Source organism: Anaerospora hongkongensis (genome assembly GCF_004339805.1).
Lineage (GTDB): Bacteria > Bacillota > Negativicutes > Sporomusales > DSM-15969 > Anaerospora > Anaerospora hongkongensis.
The window spans coordinates 60,217-75,205 of record NZ_SLUI01000010.1; the positions used below are offsets into that span (position 1 = coordinate 60,217).

Annotated in this window: 11 protein-coding genes and 1 other RNA gene; all 12 read left to right on the plus strand. The window is 45.3% G+C overall.

The window, feature by feature from the left end:
• The first annotated feature begins 88 nt into the window (after window positions 1–88).
• The 12 genes from recJ (at window position 89) to EV210_RS15095 (ending at window position 14,989) form a co-directional block, all read left to right on the plus strand.
• A complete protein-coding gene (gene recJ / locus EV210_RS15040) occupies window positions 89–3,664 on the plus strand; it encodes a single-stranded-DNA-specific exonuclease RecJ (protein ID WP_132082173.1) in 3,576 nt (1,191 codons plus the stop codon).
• A complete protein-coding gene (locus EV210_RS15045) occupies window positions 3,654–4,166 on the plus strand; it encodes an adenine phosphoribosyltransferase (protein WP_132082174.1) in 513 nt (170 codons plus the stop codon). Before recJ ends, EV210_RS15045 begins: the two co-directional genes overlap by 11 nt.
• 23 nt (window positions 4,167–4,189) lie before the next feature.
• Window positions 4,190–6,403, plus strand: coding sequence for a RelA/SpoT family protein (locus tag EV210_RS15050; RefSeq protein ID WP_132082175.1), 2,214 nt, complete (start codon window positions 4,190–4,192; stop codon window positions 6,401–6,403).
• A complete protein-coding gene (dtd, locus tag EV210_RS15055; protein ID WP_132082176.1) occupies window positions 6,400–6,849 on the plus strand; it encodes a D-aminoacyl-tRNA deacylase in 450 nt (149 codons plus the stop codon). Before EV210_RS15050 ends, dtd begins: the two co-directional genes overlap by 4 nt.
• A 12-nt stretch (window positions 6,850–6,861) precedes the next feature.
• Window positions 6,862–7,482, plus strand: coding sequence for an MBL fold metallo-hydrolase (locus tag EV210_RS15060; protein WP_132082177.1), 621 nt, complete (start codon window positions 6,862–6,864; stop codon window positions 7,480–7,482).
• A 23-nt stretch (window positions 7,483–7,505) separates the two neighbouring features.
• Entirely contained in the window at window positions 7,506–8,549 is a 1,044-nt protein-coding gene (locus EV210_RS15065; RefSeq protein WP_243650571.1) for an AI-2E family transporter, read from the plus strand.
• A gap of 9 nt (window positions 8,550–8,558) precedes the next feature.
• Entirely contained in the window at window positions 8,559–9,011 is a 453-nt protein-coding gene (locus EV210_RS15070; RefSeq protein ID WP_132082178.1) for a Fur family transcriptional regulator, read from the plus strand.
• Entirely contained in the window at window positions 9,004–10,509 is a 1,506-nt protein-coding gene (gene hemZ, locus EV210_RS15075; protein WP_243650572.1) for a coproporphyrinogen dehydrogenase HemZ, read from the plus strand. The genes EV210_RS15070 and hemZ overlap by 8 nt, the downstream gene beginning before the upstream one ends.
• Window positions 10,503–11,768: a histidine--tRNA ligase gene (hisS, locus tag EV210_RS15080; protein WP_132082179.1), complete on the plus strand. Its 1,266-nt coding sequence runs from the start codon at window positions 10,503–10,505 to the stop codon at window positions 11,766–11,768. The genes hemZ and hisS overlap by 7 nt, the downstream gene beginning before the upstream one ends.
• 2 nt (window positions 11,769–11,770) lie before the next feature.
• The gene (gene aspS / locus EV210_RS15085) at window positions 11,771–13,561 is read left to right on the plus strand and encodes an aspartate--tRNA ligase (RefSeq protein WP_132082180.1); all 1,791 of its coding nucleotides are present in this window, start codon (window positions 11,771–11,773) and stop codon (window positions 13,559–13,561) included.
• A 96-nt stretch (window positions 13,562–13,657) separates the two neighbouring features.
• A non-coding RNA gene (gene ssrS, locus EV210_RS15090) (6S RNA) lies at window positions 13,658–13,831 on the plus strand.
• A 126-nt stretch (window positions 13,832–13,957) separates the two neighbouring features.
• On the plus strand, window positions 13,958–14,989 hold the full coding sequence (locus EV210_RS15095; protein ID WP_132082181.1) for a GntG family PLP-dependent aldolase: 1,032 nt from the start codon (window positions 13,958–13,960) through the stop codon (window positions 14,987–14,989).

The following is a 14,989-nucleotide window of genomic DNA, read 5'->3' on the forward strand; positions in this document are numbered from 1 at the left end:
CTCTCAATTGCAGAGTTAGAAATATAACAGCCTTATTTGCATAATTTTGCTTCATTCGATATAATATTACCACAATATGGAGGCTTCTATGGCCAAATTAGGCCGATTATGGCGCTTGGCTCCACCGCAGACGGAGTTAAGTCTTTTTCTTAGCAGCAGTTTGGGAATTTCGAAAACAGTTGCTCAGGTTCTAATTAACCGGGGTATTCTTGATGAGGAAAGTGCCCGGGAGTTTTTGTTTAGTGGCGTAGAGCGGCTTGGAGATCCATACCAGCTGAAAGATATGGCGAAAGCAGTAGACCGTATCAGTCAAGCTGTTTTTGAAGGTCAGAAAATAACGGTTTATGGTGATTATGATGTCGATGGCATTACGGCAAGCGCTTTAATGTACCGTGTTCTTAGCAGTTTGGGTGCCCAGGTGGAGTACTACATACCAGAGCGGCAGAGTGAAGGCTACGGTCTTAATGCAGCTGCGCTGGAAACCCTGACTCAATCGGGGACAAAGCTGATTATTACCGTTGACTGCGGCATTAGTGCAGTACAAGAAGTGACAGCGGTGCAGCATGAGGTAGATATTATTATCACCGATCATCATCAGCCGCCGGACATACTCCCTCCCGCTTATGCAATACTCAATCCGAAGCAGCCTGGTTGTCTTTATCAGGATAAACAACTGGCCGGTGTAGGCGTCGCCTTTAAACTTTGTCAGGCGTTATGGGCGCATTATCATCCGGATAAAGCAATGCTTACGGAGCACCTGGATATCGTTGCACTTGGAACGATCGCAGATATTGTTCCTTTAGTGGGGGAAAACCGGGCAATTGTCAGACTAGGCTTAAGGCAGCTGGCTGCAACAGAGAATCCGGGACTCAAGGCTTTGCAGGAGGTTTGCGGAGTAACTGGGCGCGTTGATACCGGCAAAGTGGGGTTTGTCCTTGCACCGCGTCTGAATGCGGCAGGCCGGATCAGTCATGCCGCAGCCGGAGTAGAATTACTGATCACCAATGACGCAGAACATGCAGCTGAACTGTCTGCTATGCTGAATCAGGAGAACATCACCCGGCAGCTTGTGGAAAAGGAAATCTTGCTGGCTGCAGATCAATTAGCAGCTGCAGTTCCCCTCGATAAGGTGCTGGTATTAGCAGGCGAAAACTGGCATCCAGGTGTTATTGGCATTGTTGCCTCCCGTCTGGTAGAAAAATATTATCGCCCGGTTGTCATGATTTCGCTTAAAGATGGCATTGGCAAAGGCTCTTGCCGCAGCATTCCCGGTTTTGATATGTATGAAGCCTTAAAAGACGCTGCTGATTATTTAATTCAGTTTGGTGGACATCGGCAGGCGGCAGGGCTTAGTATCGAGGAGAAACATATTAATAAGCTGCGACAGTGTCTGATTGCTTTTGCGGTCAATCACTTACAAGAGGAAGATTATTTTCCTAAAATTCAAATAGATTCACTTATTGCTCTAGAGGAAGTGAATGCATCCTTTTTAGAGGAAATGGCTTGTCTGGAACCGCATGGCATGGGAAATCCGAGCCCGGTATTTGCCAGCAGCCAGCTCCGGCTGGCCGATATACGTTCAATCGGTCAAGACGGGCGGCATTTAAAATTAAAAGTATGCCACGATCAAAGCTCTGTCGACGTTATCGGCTGGGATATGGGAGATTTGAATCATACTTTCCTGCGCAATGATCTTATTGATCTGGCGTTTATTCCTCAGTTTAATGAATGGCAGGGTAAGAAAAATATTCAATTGCGTGCTCACGACTTAAAGATAGTTGAGAAAAAGTGTTCTCCGCTTGACGAATTGTTTGCTCAAGGCCTAAGTGAGAGCCGCTATAAAAATATTTTACAGGCAGCGCGCTTTGCTACAAAAGTAGCCGGTGTTACCTTCGAAGACCGTCAGAATATAATTAAGACCTTGCAGCCGGGTGATGAGCTGGTTCTTGTCAGAGAACCGCACAACAGCCATGACAGGCATGCAATCCGCCTTGACCGGCAAGATGGTCAAACAATCGGTTATTTGAATGCCGAACTAGCGGCTGAAATGGCTCCTGAACTTGACAGAGGACAGGGGTATCAATGTGCGGTTTCAGCAGTAACCGGCGGACAAGAGCGATTGTATGGTGTTAATGTTGTCGTTATCCGCCAGGAGGCCGCTTTGCCTGTTGAGCGTACGGCAGCTTCTATTGACCGGCAGGCAGTACAGCGGGCTTTACTGGGTGACCGTTCGTACCACAGCAGCCAGCAGCAGGTTTTGTCCCGCTTAGCCAATCGGGAAAGTATTTTGGCAATTATGGGAACCGGCAGAGGAAAATCGGCAATTTTTCAGACGCATGCTGCACTTCTGGCCCTGCAAGAGCATAAAATGACAGTTATCGTTTATCCCCTCAGAGCGCTGGTCAATGACCAGTATCAAAATTTAATCCGTAAACTGGATGGATTGGGACTCGCTATTCGTAAAGGGAATGGTACCTTGTCGCCGGATGAAAGGACCGAGCTGTTTCTGGCTTTGAACAAGCAGAATGTTGATATTTTGCTTACTACACCCGAGTTTCTGGAAGCAAACTTGAAGGTATTTGAAAAGGTAAAAGAGCATATTGGCTTTTTAGTGATTGACGAAAGTCATCATATTTCTTTAAGCGGCAAACGTCAACGACCGGTTTATCAACGCCTTGGGCAGCTAAAACAGTCACTGGGAAACCCGTTAGCTTTAGCGGCAACCGCTACTGCTGATGACGATACTTGTGAGGCCATAGTGAGCACATTGCAGCTTACTGATGTCATTATCGATAGAACAATCCGTGCTAATCTTCTGTTAGAAGATCAAAGGCGGACCGCGGATAAACTCAGCTATCTGCTTCCGTTTCTTGCTGGCAAAGATAAAGCGTTGATCTATGTTAACAGTCGTAAGCAGGCCGTAACTATTGCCGAGAGGCTTAGAACTATGCTGCCGGAATGCAGTGACCAAATCGGCTTTTACCACGCAGGGTTAAGCAATGAGTGGCGAATGAAAGTCGAGGAATGGTTTCGCATGGGGCAATTGCGAACAATTGTTACGACAAGTGCATTTGGTGAAGGAATTGATTTTCCGGATATTCGCCACGTTGTTCTTTATCATCTGCCGTTTAACCAGACCGCTTTTAATCAGCAATGCGGCAGAGCTGGCCGGGATGGAGAGCGCAGTTTTGTTCATCTTATTTTTGGGCAGGATGACATTAGGCTTAATACAATGATACTGAATGATATTGCTCCCGATCGCAGCACAGTTGGCAAGGTGTATGTAGTTTTAAAGGAAAGCCTGCACAAAGGCACAGGAGCCTGTGATTTAACGAATAGCCAGATTAGCGAAAAGGTGAATGCACGGTTTGGCTTTTGTACCAATGAAACTGCTGCTGCAACATCAATCCGGATTTTGGAGGAGCTGCATCTATTGTGGCGTGAAACCAGAGGCTCCAAAAGAACAATATACTTTAATCAGGCTCCGGGTCATAAACTGGATATAGAACAGTCCGTGACTTACTGCGAGGGCTTGCAAGAGAGGGAAACCTTTCAGAACTTTGCAGAAGATGTTATGAATTCGACAGCAGCTGATTTGCTTTCCTGGATTAATCGACCTGTAATACCCGAAAAATATAAGGAGAGTGGCATTAATGGATTATAAAAGCAAGATTCGGGTTATTCCCGATTTTCCGACACCTGGTATTCGATTTAAGGATATCACCACCTTACTGCAGGATAAAGAGGCATTTCGGCTGGCCATTGATGATATCGCTGCGGCATTTGCCAATGAGAAGATTGATGTTGTCGTCGGGCCTGAGGCCCGGGGGTTTGCCGTAGGTGCTCCTGTAGCTTATAAGCTGAATGCCGGTTTTGTTCCGATTCGCAAGCCTGGCAAATTGCCCGGAGAAGTGCTGCATTATGAGTACAGTCTGGAATACGGGAAAGATGCACTCGAAGTTCATCGTGATGCGATTACGCCTGGGCAAAAAGTCCTGATTGTGGATGATTTACTGGCTACCGGCGGTACAGCTCAGGCCACGGCTAAGATGGTAGAGCAATTGGGCGGCGAAGTCGTTGGTCTTGGCGTATTGATTGAATTGACATATCTAAAGGGCCGTGAAATGTTCCCTGATTGCCGGATTGTATCACTTGCCCAATATTAATGCTTGAATGTTGAGGTGCGCGAATGGGCAGTGAAAATACAGCAATGACAATCGATGAAATCTACAAACAAATTCTAGGCTATCAGCCGGATGCTCCAATAGCATTAGTTGAAAAAGCTTATAATTTAGCGGTTGATGCTCACAAGGGACAGTTTCGCGCTTCAGGTGAGGAGTACATTTGTCATCCCTTGGGTGTTGCTAAAATTCTTGCCGACTTACAAATAGACGCTTTGACGATCAGTGCGTCATTGCTGCATGATGTAGTGGAAGATACGGCAGTTTCGCTTGATGACTTAGAAAAGCAATTTAGCAAGGAAGTCGCTCTGCTGGTTGACGGAGTTACGAAATTAAGCCGTTTTGAATATAAGTCCAAAGAAGAACAGCAGTTGGAAAACTATCGGAAAATGTTTCTGGCTATGGCAAAAGATATCCGTGTAGTTTTGATTAAACTGGCTGACCGGCTTCATAATATGCGTACGTTAAAGCATATGAGTCCTGAAAAGCAAAAACGCATTGCTCAGGAAACTATGGAAATCTTTGCCCCGCTTGCCCACCGGTTAGGGATTTTTAACATGAAGTGGGAACTTGAGGATTTATCGTTTCGTTATTTGGAACCAGAGCATTATTATGATCTCGTTGATCAGATGAAACAAAAACGGCAGGCACGGGAAGAAATAATCAATGATGCCGTAGATGTTTTATCGGAAAAGCTGCAAGAGCTCGGCATTAAGGCCGATATTCAAGGGCGACCCAAGCATTTTTACAGTATCTACAAAAAAATGAAGAAGAGCAATAAAGATTTGAGCGAAATTTATGATCTTTATGCTATTCGGGTTGTAGTTGACAGCGTGAAGGATTGCTATGGCGCCCTGGGAATTGTCCATACCTTGTGGAAGCCGCTTCCGTATCGCTTTAAAGATTATATCGCGATGCCAAAATCAAATATGTACCAATCGCTGCATACGACTGTGATTGGCACTCGTGGACAGCCTGTGGAGATACAGATCCGCACCTGGGAAATGCATCGCATTTCTGAATATGGCATAGCGGCTCATTGGCGGTATAAGGAAGGCGCTAAAGGTGCCGATAAAGATTTCGATCAAAAACTTTCCTGGCTGAGGCACCTGATTGAATGGCAGCAAGAGATGCGAGATCCACGGGAGTTTATGGATGCCCTCAAACTGGATGTGTTTACGGATGAGGTTTTTGTTTTTACTCCTAAAGGCGATGTAATTGATTTACCAGCCGGTTCTGTGCCGATCGATTTTGCTTATCGAATTCATACGGATGTGGGACACCGATGCGTGGGAGCGCGTGTAAACGGTAAAATCATCCCGTTGGAATACCGTTTGAATAATGGAGATATTGTTGAAATTATTACCAGTAAGCAGAGCAGCGGCCCCAGCAGAGACTGGCTGAATATTGTCGGTTCTTCCGAGACTCGCAGTAAAATCCGGCAATGGTTTAAAAAAGAAAACCGGGAAGAAAACATTGCGAAAGGCCGCGAGGCGATTGAACGGGAAAGTAAAAAACTCGGCTATGAATGGAAAGAACTGGCCAAAGGTGATCGGTTGGATGAGATTGCCAAAAAAATGAATATTTCCGGTGGTGAAGATGATTTATTAGCGGCCTTAGGCTTTGGGGGTGTAACACTGCATGGTGTTATGGCAAAGCTCATTGAAGCTCATAAAAAAGAATTAAAAAGCACTACTCCGCCTGATTTATCACAGTTGTTAGCTGATTTAAAGCCGAAAAGCGTTAATCGAAAAGCCGGGCACGGAATACTAGTTAAGGGAGAAGCTGGTTTACTGGTACGGCTTGCGCGGTGCTGCAATCCTGTTCCCGGGGATGTGATTACCGGCTATATAACCAGAGGCAGAGGCGTATCAGTCCATCGGGCTGACTGCTCTAATATCCCGACAGATCCGACTGAATATGAAAGAATGATTGAAGTGGATTGGGATATTGCTCCCAACGATGTGTACAAGGTTACAGTTGAGGTAACCGGTTCTGACCGTCCGGGCTTATTATCTGATATAATGATGGTGGCATCGGAAAGCAAGACCAATATTAATTCTGTTAATGCTAAAGTGAATAAAAATAAGATTGCAACGATAACAATCAGTATTGACATTAAGAATCTTACGCAGCTAGAGTATATTATGACTAAGATGCGGCGTGTGAAAGATATCTTTAACGTCCATCGGCTGACACAAGGGACAGGGGGATTTTCATGAGAGCTGTTGTTCAGCGAACCAATTGCTCTAGCGTCACTGTCGACGGCACGATAATTGCAGCTGCCGGTCCCGGACTGACGGTTCTGCTGGGGGTCACTGGTACCGATTCAGAGGAAGATGCCTGCTATTTGGCGGAAAAAATTGTAAACTTAAGAATTTTTCCGGATAACTCGGGAAAAATGAATTTGTCCCTTAAAGACAGCGAGGGAGAATTACTGGTTGTTTCTCAATTTACTTTGTATGGTGATTGCCGGAAAGGGCGGCGGCCAAGTTTTGACAGTGCCGCCAAACCGGAGCAAGCAAAGACATTATATGAAGTTTTTATTCGCGCGTGCCGTGAGGCTGGTGTGACTGTCAGCAATGGCCAATTTCAAACGACAATGATCGTTGCGCTGGAAAATGACGGCCCTGTAACGATGCTTTTAGATAGCAAACGATTATTCTAGGGAGTGGAATTTGTGAAAATTATTCGTATGGAAGTAGGAAGCTTAGGCACAAATTGCTATATTGCCTATTGTGAGGATACGAAAGAAGCAGCTATCATTGATCCTGGCGGGGATGCTGAGGAAATTATTGCTGTTATTGGCCGGGAAGCTCTCGAGCCTGTATGCATTATCAATACTCATGGACATGCGGATCATATTTTAGCCAATAATAAAGTGAAAGAAGCGACTGGCGTGCCCGTATATATCCATGGCGATGATGCGGATATGCTGGTGAATGCTCAAAAGAACCTCTCCAGCTTTATCGGCAAGGGGCAAACTTGTCTGCCCGCTGATAAAATACTGGCAGATGGCGATACGATTGCAATTGGTAAGTTTAATCTGGAGGTTATTCATACTCCAGGCCATTCACCGGGTGGTATTTGTTTAAAAAGTGAACTTGTTCTATTTAGTGGAGACACTTTGTTTGCCGAGTCGATAGGCAGAACTGATTTCCCCGGCGGATCGTACCGGCAGTTAATCTCGAATATCAAAGAACGGCTGATGCTGCTTCCGGATGAAACGAAGGTGTATCCCGGTCATGGTCCTGACACAACGATTGGCTGGGAAAGAAAAATGAATCCCTTCATTCAGTAATTTGTGAAAGGGAGTAGACGCTTGTGCTGAAAACAGCCTCATTTTGGCTGCGAACTATTATTATTGTAATGATAGTTTGGCTGCTTAGTAAGGTTACCTCCATTTATCTGCCGGTCATTTTAGCGCTCATTCTGTCCTTTTTATTAAATTCTGTTGTTGATTTGCTAGTTAGACTCCCTGCTCGTTGGGGCAGAAGGCAGATGCCCCGGTCGATTGCAGTGCTTTTATCGTTTGTTGTTGCCGTTTTTGCAATTGTTATTGTTGCCTTGTTCATTGTGTTTCCTTTTATTCAGGAATTTGATAAGTTTGTGATTGATTTGCCGGGCCTGGTAAGAAGAATTCAATTCCTGATTGTGGTAATTGAGCAGCAGGCGACCGCAATGGAACTGCCGGATAATGTGAGAGACTTACTAAATCAAGGCGTAGCCAATATGGCGTCTTTCTCTGTTGAAATGGCAAAGCGAATTTTGAATGCCGTTTTCGGATTTGCCTCACAAGCTGTTGAACTGGTGGTTGTGCCTGTCCTGATTTATTACTTATTGAAGGATTGGCGCTCCTTACAATTGGGTTTTATTAATGCTTTTTCTCCACAGTACCGGCAGCAGCTGCAAAATGTAACAAGTGAAATGGGCAATGTTATCAGCGGGTACATCCGCGGCCAAATTGTCATCAGTATTATAATGGGGGTTTTGGTTTTTAGCGGCATGTACTTATTGGGCGTGGATTACCCTTTAGTGCTGGGGCTGCTGGCAACCCTGACAGAAACAATCCCCATTATTGGACCGGTTATTGGCGCTATACCGGCAATTTTGTTAGCTTATATCATATCGCCGGCACTTGCCGTCAAAGTTATCGTTTTTTATATACTCATTCAACAGATAGAGAACCACCTGATCGTGCCTAATATAATGGGGCACACAATTGATCTGCATCCAATAGTTGTAGTGATCAGCTTATTGATCGGCGGGCATATCTATGGCGTGGCCGGGATGATGCTGGCAGTACCAGTGACGGCATTGTTACGAGTGGTTATTCGACATCTTTGGTATTATGGAGAAAGCAGGTGAGGTGATTTTATGTCCATCAATATGAATGATTTAAAAGAAAAATTTCATGAGAAACAGTATAAGCTGACACCACAGCGGCAGATTATTTTACAAACCTTTATTGATCATGAAGAAAAACATCTTAGTGCGGAAGATGTTTACCACATTGTCAGGCAGAAAGCTCCTGAGATTGGTTTAGCAACTGTATACCGGACACTGGAACTGTTAAGTGAATTAGATGTATTACAAAAAATGGATTTTGGTGACGGACGCAGCCGCTATGAAATTAATGAATCGAATACACTTCATCATCATCATCATTTAATTTGTCTTGATTGTGGTACGGTTAAAGAATTTGAAGATGATTTGATGGAGACTCTGGAAACGGTGATTGCCCGCAAAAGCAAATTTCAAATCGTCGATCATCAAGTAAAATTCTACGGTTATTGCCAGGATTGCCAGAAAAAACGCGAACATGAATAATGAGTATCAATTTACGGGAGATCAGCAATACTCCCGTGATGTTCAGGACGTCATGGCCTTATTTATGGTTGGCCCGGCAACTGAAACAGGCAGAATTGGCCGGTTTTCTGTAACTGTTGAATGCTCAGCCTATCAAGTTGTTACTCAAATTGAGTTTCAAAATGAATATGGTAAAACCCTGACAAAAACAGAACACAGCAATATCCAAGCTGCCGGAAACGGTACACAGCCAACCGTCAAGCAATCTATTCGTCTTAGCCTGCTCAAAATAATGAAGGAATTTACTTCGTATGATCCCGGTCCGTGGGGCATACTGCGCGGTGTTCGGCCAACCAAACTTGCTCATCGGATGCTGGATCAGGAGCAGCCAGTAGAGAGGATCATACATACTTTTGGCCACCATTATGGGGTTCGTGCTGACAAAGCACAGTTGGTGACCAATATTGCTGTTCGACAGAGACCTCTTTTAGCGCAGCTGGCAGGAACAGGCAGGAACATCGGTGTTTATATTGGTATACCGTTCTGCCCCACCCGCTGCTTATATTGCTCATTTCCGGGATTTACGCTGCCAGCCAAACAATCACAAGTAGATGCTTTTTTACAAGCCCTGGATACTGATATGACTAATGCGGCGGCAAGCATTCAAAAGCATGGGCTTACGGTTATGTCCGTATATGTAGGCGGCGGGACGCCAACCAGTTTTTCCGAAGCAGATTTTGCTCAGCTGCTGACAAGCATAAAGCAAACCTTTATTAATGAACATACAAAGGAATTTACCGTAGAGGCAGGCAGGCCTGATTCCATTTCGGCAGGGAAAATTGCCGCAATGCGAAGCGCTGGTGTCAATCGCGTCAGCGTAAATCCGCAGACTATGCAACAAAAAACACTGGATAGGATTGGCAGAAATCATACTGTTGATGATATCGTTACTGTTTTTCACCAATTTCGCCAGGCAAATATCGGAATTATTAATATGGATGTTATTGCTGGCTTGCCAGGTGAGACAGAACAAGATATGATAGATACTATGGAAAAAATTGCATCACTGGAGCCTGATAACCTAACCATACATACGCTGGCTCTCAAAAAGGGATCTCGTCTGAAAACCAGCTTAAGTGAGCACAGCTTACCTAATGAGACAGTTACCGGCAGGATGGTTGAGATTGCCGCAGCATATGCCCGGCAGCTGGGTATGCAGCCGTATTATTTATACAGGCAAAAATACATGACCGGCAACCTGGAAAATGTCGGTTATTCATTTCCAGGTAAAGAATGCCTTTATAATATGCAGATTATGGAGGAACGCCAAACTGTAATCGGCGTCGGTCCCGCAGCCGGAACAAAGGCTGTTAACTGCCGTACCTTTGACTTAAGAAAATGTTATAATGCCAAAGATGTAACGGCGTATATGAACAATCTGCCTATTTATCTTGGAGACAGGCAGTTGTTGCTAGATAATCTTTTTGCAGCTGGTAAGGAGGAGATAAGTACATGTTAACGACAGCGCCGCGAGGGACCAAAGACATATTGCCCGATACAAGCGGCCATTGGCAATATATCGAAGAAACCGCTTATACTGTATGCCGCACTTATGGTTACAGCGAAATCAGGACGCCTGTGTTTGAACATACCGAGTTGTTCCTGCGCGGTATTGGGGAAACTACCGATATCGTCGATAAGGAGATGTATACATTTACGGATCGAGGCGAGCGCAGCATAACGTTACGTCCTGAAAACACAGCAGCTGTTGTACGCGCCTTTCTGGAGCACAAACTTTATGCAGGACCGCAGCCGACAAAGCTGTTTTACATGGGGCCAATGTTCCGCTATGACCGTCCCCAGGCTGGACGGTACCGCCAGTTTCATCAATTTGGCGTTGAAGCAATCGGCTCAAAGGGAGCGGCAATTGATGCCGAGATTATCGTATTAGCTGTTCAATTCTTACGGAAGCTTGGGCTTAATGAGCTAAAGCTGAATATTAACTCAGTCGGCTGCCCTCAATGCCGGCCGGTATACAGAACCCGGCTGCAAGAATTTCTTAAAGAAAAAGTTACTGCTATGTGCGGTGACTGTCAGTCGCGCTTTGATCGAAACCCAATGAGAATTCTCGATTGCAAAAAAGAGGCCTGTACAGCTCTTTCACAAGGAGCTCCGCAAATGGTAGACTGCTTATGCGATGAGTGTCAGGCGCATTTTTCTCAATTAAAAGACCTGCTGACTGCAGCGGATGTGGAATTTGTCTTAAATCCCCGGCTTGTTCGAGGCTTAGACTACTACACCAAGACTGCATTTGAAATACAATATTCCCCGCTTGGGGCGCAAAGCGCTGTATGCGGTGGAGGCAGGTATGACGGTCTGATCGAAGAATGCGGCGGACAGCCTACGCCAGGAATCGGTTTTGCTATTGGTTTGGAGCGCGTTCTGCTCGCACTGGAAAAGCAGAACCTGCTGCCGCAGGCAAAAAACGATATTGACTTATATATTGCCCCCTTAGGAGAGAATGCGCAAGCTCCCGCCTTTCGGCTGTTGTGTCAGCTAAGGCAGGAGGGAATAGCCTGCGATATGGACTTCCTGAACCGGAGCCTCAAGGCTCAAATGAAGTATGCGAATAAATATCCTGCTAAATTTGTCGCCATTATTGGCGAGGAAGAAGTGCAGCAGAATAAAGTGATGCTTAAAAATATGGAAACCGGTGAGCAGCAGTTGATTGATATGGATACCATTCAGCAGCAGTTCAAGGCAGAGAGGAAGGGCTAGTTATGGATACAATGGTAGGGTTAAAACGCACACATAGTTGTGGTGAGTTTTCACTTAAACAGGCTGGACAAGAAGTGGTGGTTTGTGGCTGGGTGGCACGTCGCCGGGATCATGGCGGATTAATATTTATTGATCTGCGGGATCGCTCCGGTGTTGTTCAAGTTGTTTTCACTCCTGATATGGATAAAGCGGCTTTTCATAAAGCCGAAGACGTTCGTTCCGAATATGTTTTAGCCGTGAAAGGTACGGTAAAAGTACGGGATGCCGCAACGGTCAATTCCAATATGCCTACCGGGGACATTGAAATTTACGGTGCTGACTTACGCATTTTGAATGCTGCAAAAACTCCGCCTTTTTATATTCAGGATAACATCGATGTCGATGAAAATCTGCGCCTAAAATACCGGTATCTGGATTTACGGCGTCCTGAAATGCAGAATAATCTACTGCTGCGTCATCGCGTTGCTAAGGCAATGCGCGATTTTCTGGATCGCAAGGAATTCGTAGAAATTGAAACCCCGATGCTGATGAAGAGCTCGCCTGAAGGTGCTCGTGATTATTTAGTTCCCAGCCGGGTCAATCCGGGGAAATTTTATGCACTGCCGCAGTCTCCGCAAATATTTAAGCAAATCCTAATGGTTGCAGGCATGGAGCGGTATTTTCAGATTACCCGCTGCTTCCGTGATGAAGATTTGCGTGCCGACCGTCAGCCTGAATTTACCCAGCTTGATATTGAAATGTCCTTTATTGACCGTGAAGATATCCTGAACATGATGGAAGAAATGATTGTTCATATCTTCAAGGAATCTCTCAATGCGGATATTGCAATACCCTTTCAGCGTCTGAGCTATGATGAGGCAATGAATAAGTACGGTTCAGATAAACCGGATCTGCGCTTTGACATGGAAATCATTGATATTACCAAAGCTGTCGGCACTACAGAATTTAAAGTATTCCAAAGTGTATTGCAAAACGGCGGCTGCATTAAGGCCATTAATGTTAAGGGCTATGCTCATGTACCGCGCCGTGAACTGGACGGTCTGGTTGATTTTGTTTCCGGCCATGGTGCAAAAGGCCTGGCTTGGATCGGCTACACCCCCGAAGGCTTAAAATCACAAATTGCGAAGTTCCTCAGTGAAGATATTATCAGCAGTATTACCGCAACCACTGGAGCCGTTGAAGGTGACTTGCTGCTTATTATTGCTGATCAGCCGCAAGTTGTCGCAAACGCGCTCGGCCAGCTCCGTTTGGAAATGGCACGCCGGCTGGATCTGATTGATCCTGATAAGCTGTCTTTTGCCTGGGTGCTTGATTTCCCCATGTTCGAATATGATGCGGAAGAAAAGCGTTATGTGGCCATGCATCACCCCTTCACTTCACCGCGTGATGAGGATATGGACAAGCTTGAGACCGATGCCGGCAGTATTAAGGCCAAAGCATATGATATGGTATTGAACGGTACGGAAATTGGCGGCGGCAGTATCCGTATTTATAACCGCACGCTGCAGGAGAGAGTCTTTAACGCGATCGGCCTTACACCGGAAGAAGCCAATGAAAAATTTGGCTATCTCCTGGAAGCTTTTGAATATGGCACTCCACCACACGGCGGTATTGCTTTTGGTCTGGATCGCTTAGTTATGCTGATGGCAAAACGTAATTCGATCCGTGATGTTATTGCCTTCCCGAAAACACAAAGTGCGATTGATACGATGACCCAGGCTCCGTCAGAGGTTTCCCTCAGGCAGTTAAAGGAATTACATATTAAATCGGATGTAGTTCTTAAAAAATCCTAAAACGGACTCTGTCGCTGGGAATATATTCCGCTGGCGGTCAGCTTGCAAATCATATCAAATTTTGTTATTATATAGACAAAATAATCTAACAATTTTAATGCCCTGCTGTGTTTGTGTAGTACTGATGTTTTGAGCCAACACATTTAAGACGGGAGTCTAACTCTGATTACAGCATGCAGGCCCTTTTAGGGAAACATAAAATAATCAGGAAGACACCCACCTGCATAGGCAGGTTCAAAACAACGGTCAAAACGGCATGGTGGGGATACCATTAAAAAAAACCGCAGTTCATTGCTATGAAATTGCGGTTTTTACTATTTTCATAAAAAATATATAGGAGTTTTCTTTTTTTTCCAGAATTATAACAAGAAAAACAGACAGGGGAGAGCGATAATAATGAAGTTCGTTGATTTGCGTAGCGATACTGTAACTCACCCAACCGCTGAAATGAGAAAAGCGATGTATGAAGCCGAAGTGGGCGATGACGTATATCAGGAAGATCCTACAATTATAAGATTGGAAGCTTTGGGAGCTCAATTAACCGGCAAAGAAGCGGGCTTATTTGTGACAAGCGGCACGATGGGAAATCAGATTGCAGCAATGGTTCATACTAAGAAAAGTGATGAAATTATTTGTGAGGTAGAATCTCACATTTATTACTATGAAGTGGCTGGCTTAGCATGTTTGTCTGGTGCTCAGGCGCGTCCACTGTTAGGCGACCGGGGGATACTCAGTGCGGAGCAGATCCGCAGTGCAATTCGTGGTATTGATATTCATGTGCCGGATACCGGTCTTATTTGTCTGGAAAATACGCATAATCGCGCGGGCGGCACTTGCTATACAAAGGAAGGGCTGGCGGCTATTCAGGAAGTTGCAGCGGCAAATCAGATTCCCATACATATGGATGGTGCTCGTATATTTAATGCAGCTACGGCACTGGCAGTGCCTGCAGCCAAGTTAACCTGCTACGCAGATTCCGTACAATTTTGTTTGTCCAAAGGATTAGGTGCTCCTGTTGGCTCTCTGCTTGTGGGAAAACGTGATTTCATTGAGAAAGCGCGCCGTTTCCGCAAAATGCTGGGTGGCGGACTCAGGCAGTCCGGCATCTTAGCTGCTGCCGGGATCCTTGCCTTGACGAAAATGGTGGACCGTCTGGCCGAAGACCATGAGAACGCCCGGAAGTTAGGCTATGCGCTGGCCGATATGGGATTAAAGATTGATGTGTCCACAATTCAAACTAATATTATTATCTTTGATGTTGCACCAACTGGCAAGACGGCAAAAGAATTTGCCGGCGAACTGCGGGCTAATGGAATTAAAGTGAATGAATTTGGTGAATATAAAATTCGCATGGTAACTCATTATGGAGTAACACGTGAAGATATTGACTACGTAATTGGGGTAGCTGCGCGAATCGTTAAAGGGTGA

Excerpts from the sequence above, each read along its gene's own strand:
- recJ (WP_132082173.1), top strand. The coding sequence starts at position 89 with ATGGCCAAATTAGGCCGATTATGGCGCTTGGCTCCACCGCAGACGGAG.
- EV210_RS15045 (WP_132082174.1), top strand. The coding sequence starts at position 3,654 with ATGGATTATAAAAGCAAGATTCGGGTTATTCCCGATTTTCCGACACCT.
- EV210_RS15050 (WP_132082175.1), top strand. The coding sequence starts at position 4,190 with ATGGGCAGTGAAAATACAGCAATGACAATCGATGAAATCTACAAACAA.
- dtd (WP_132082176.1), top strand. The coding sequence starts at position 6,400 with ATGAGAGCTGTTGTTCAGCGAACCAATTGCTCTAGCGTCACTGTCGAC.
- EV210_RS15070 (WP_132082178.1), top strand. The coding sequence starts at position 8,559 with ATGTCCATCAATATGAATGATTTAAAAGAAAAATTTCATGAGAAACAG.
- hemZ (WP_243650572.1), top strand. The coding sequence starts at position 9,004 with ATGAATAATGAGTATCAATTTACGGGAGATCAGCAATACTCCCGTGAT.
- hisS (WP_132082179.1), top strand. The coding sequence starts at position 10,503 with ATGTTAACGACAGCGCCGCGAGGGACCAAAGACATATTGCCCGATACA.
- aspS (WP_132082180.1), top strand. The coding sequence starts at position 11,771 with ATGGATACAATGGTAGGGTTAAAACGCACACATAGTTGTGGTGAGTTT.
- EV210_RS15095 (WP_132082181.1), top strand. The coding sequence starts at position 13,958 with ATGAAGTTCGTTGATTTGCGTAGCGATACTGTAACTCACCCAACCGCT.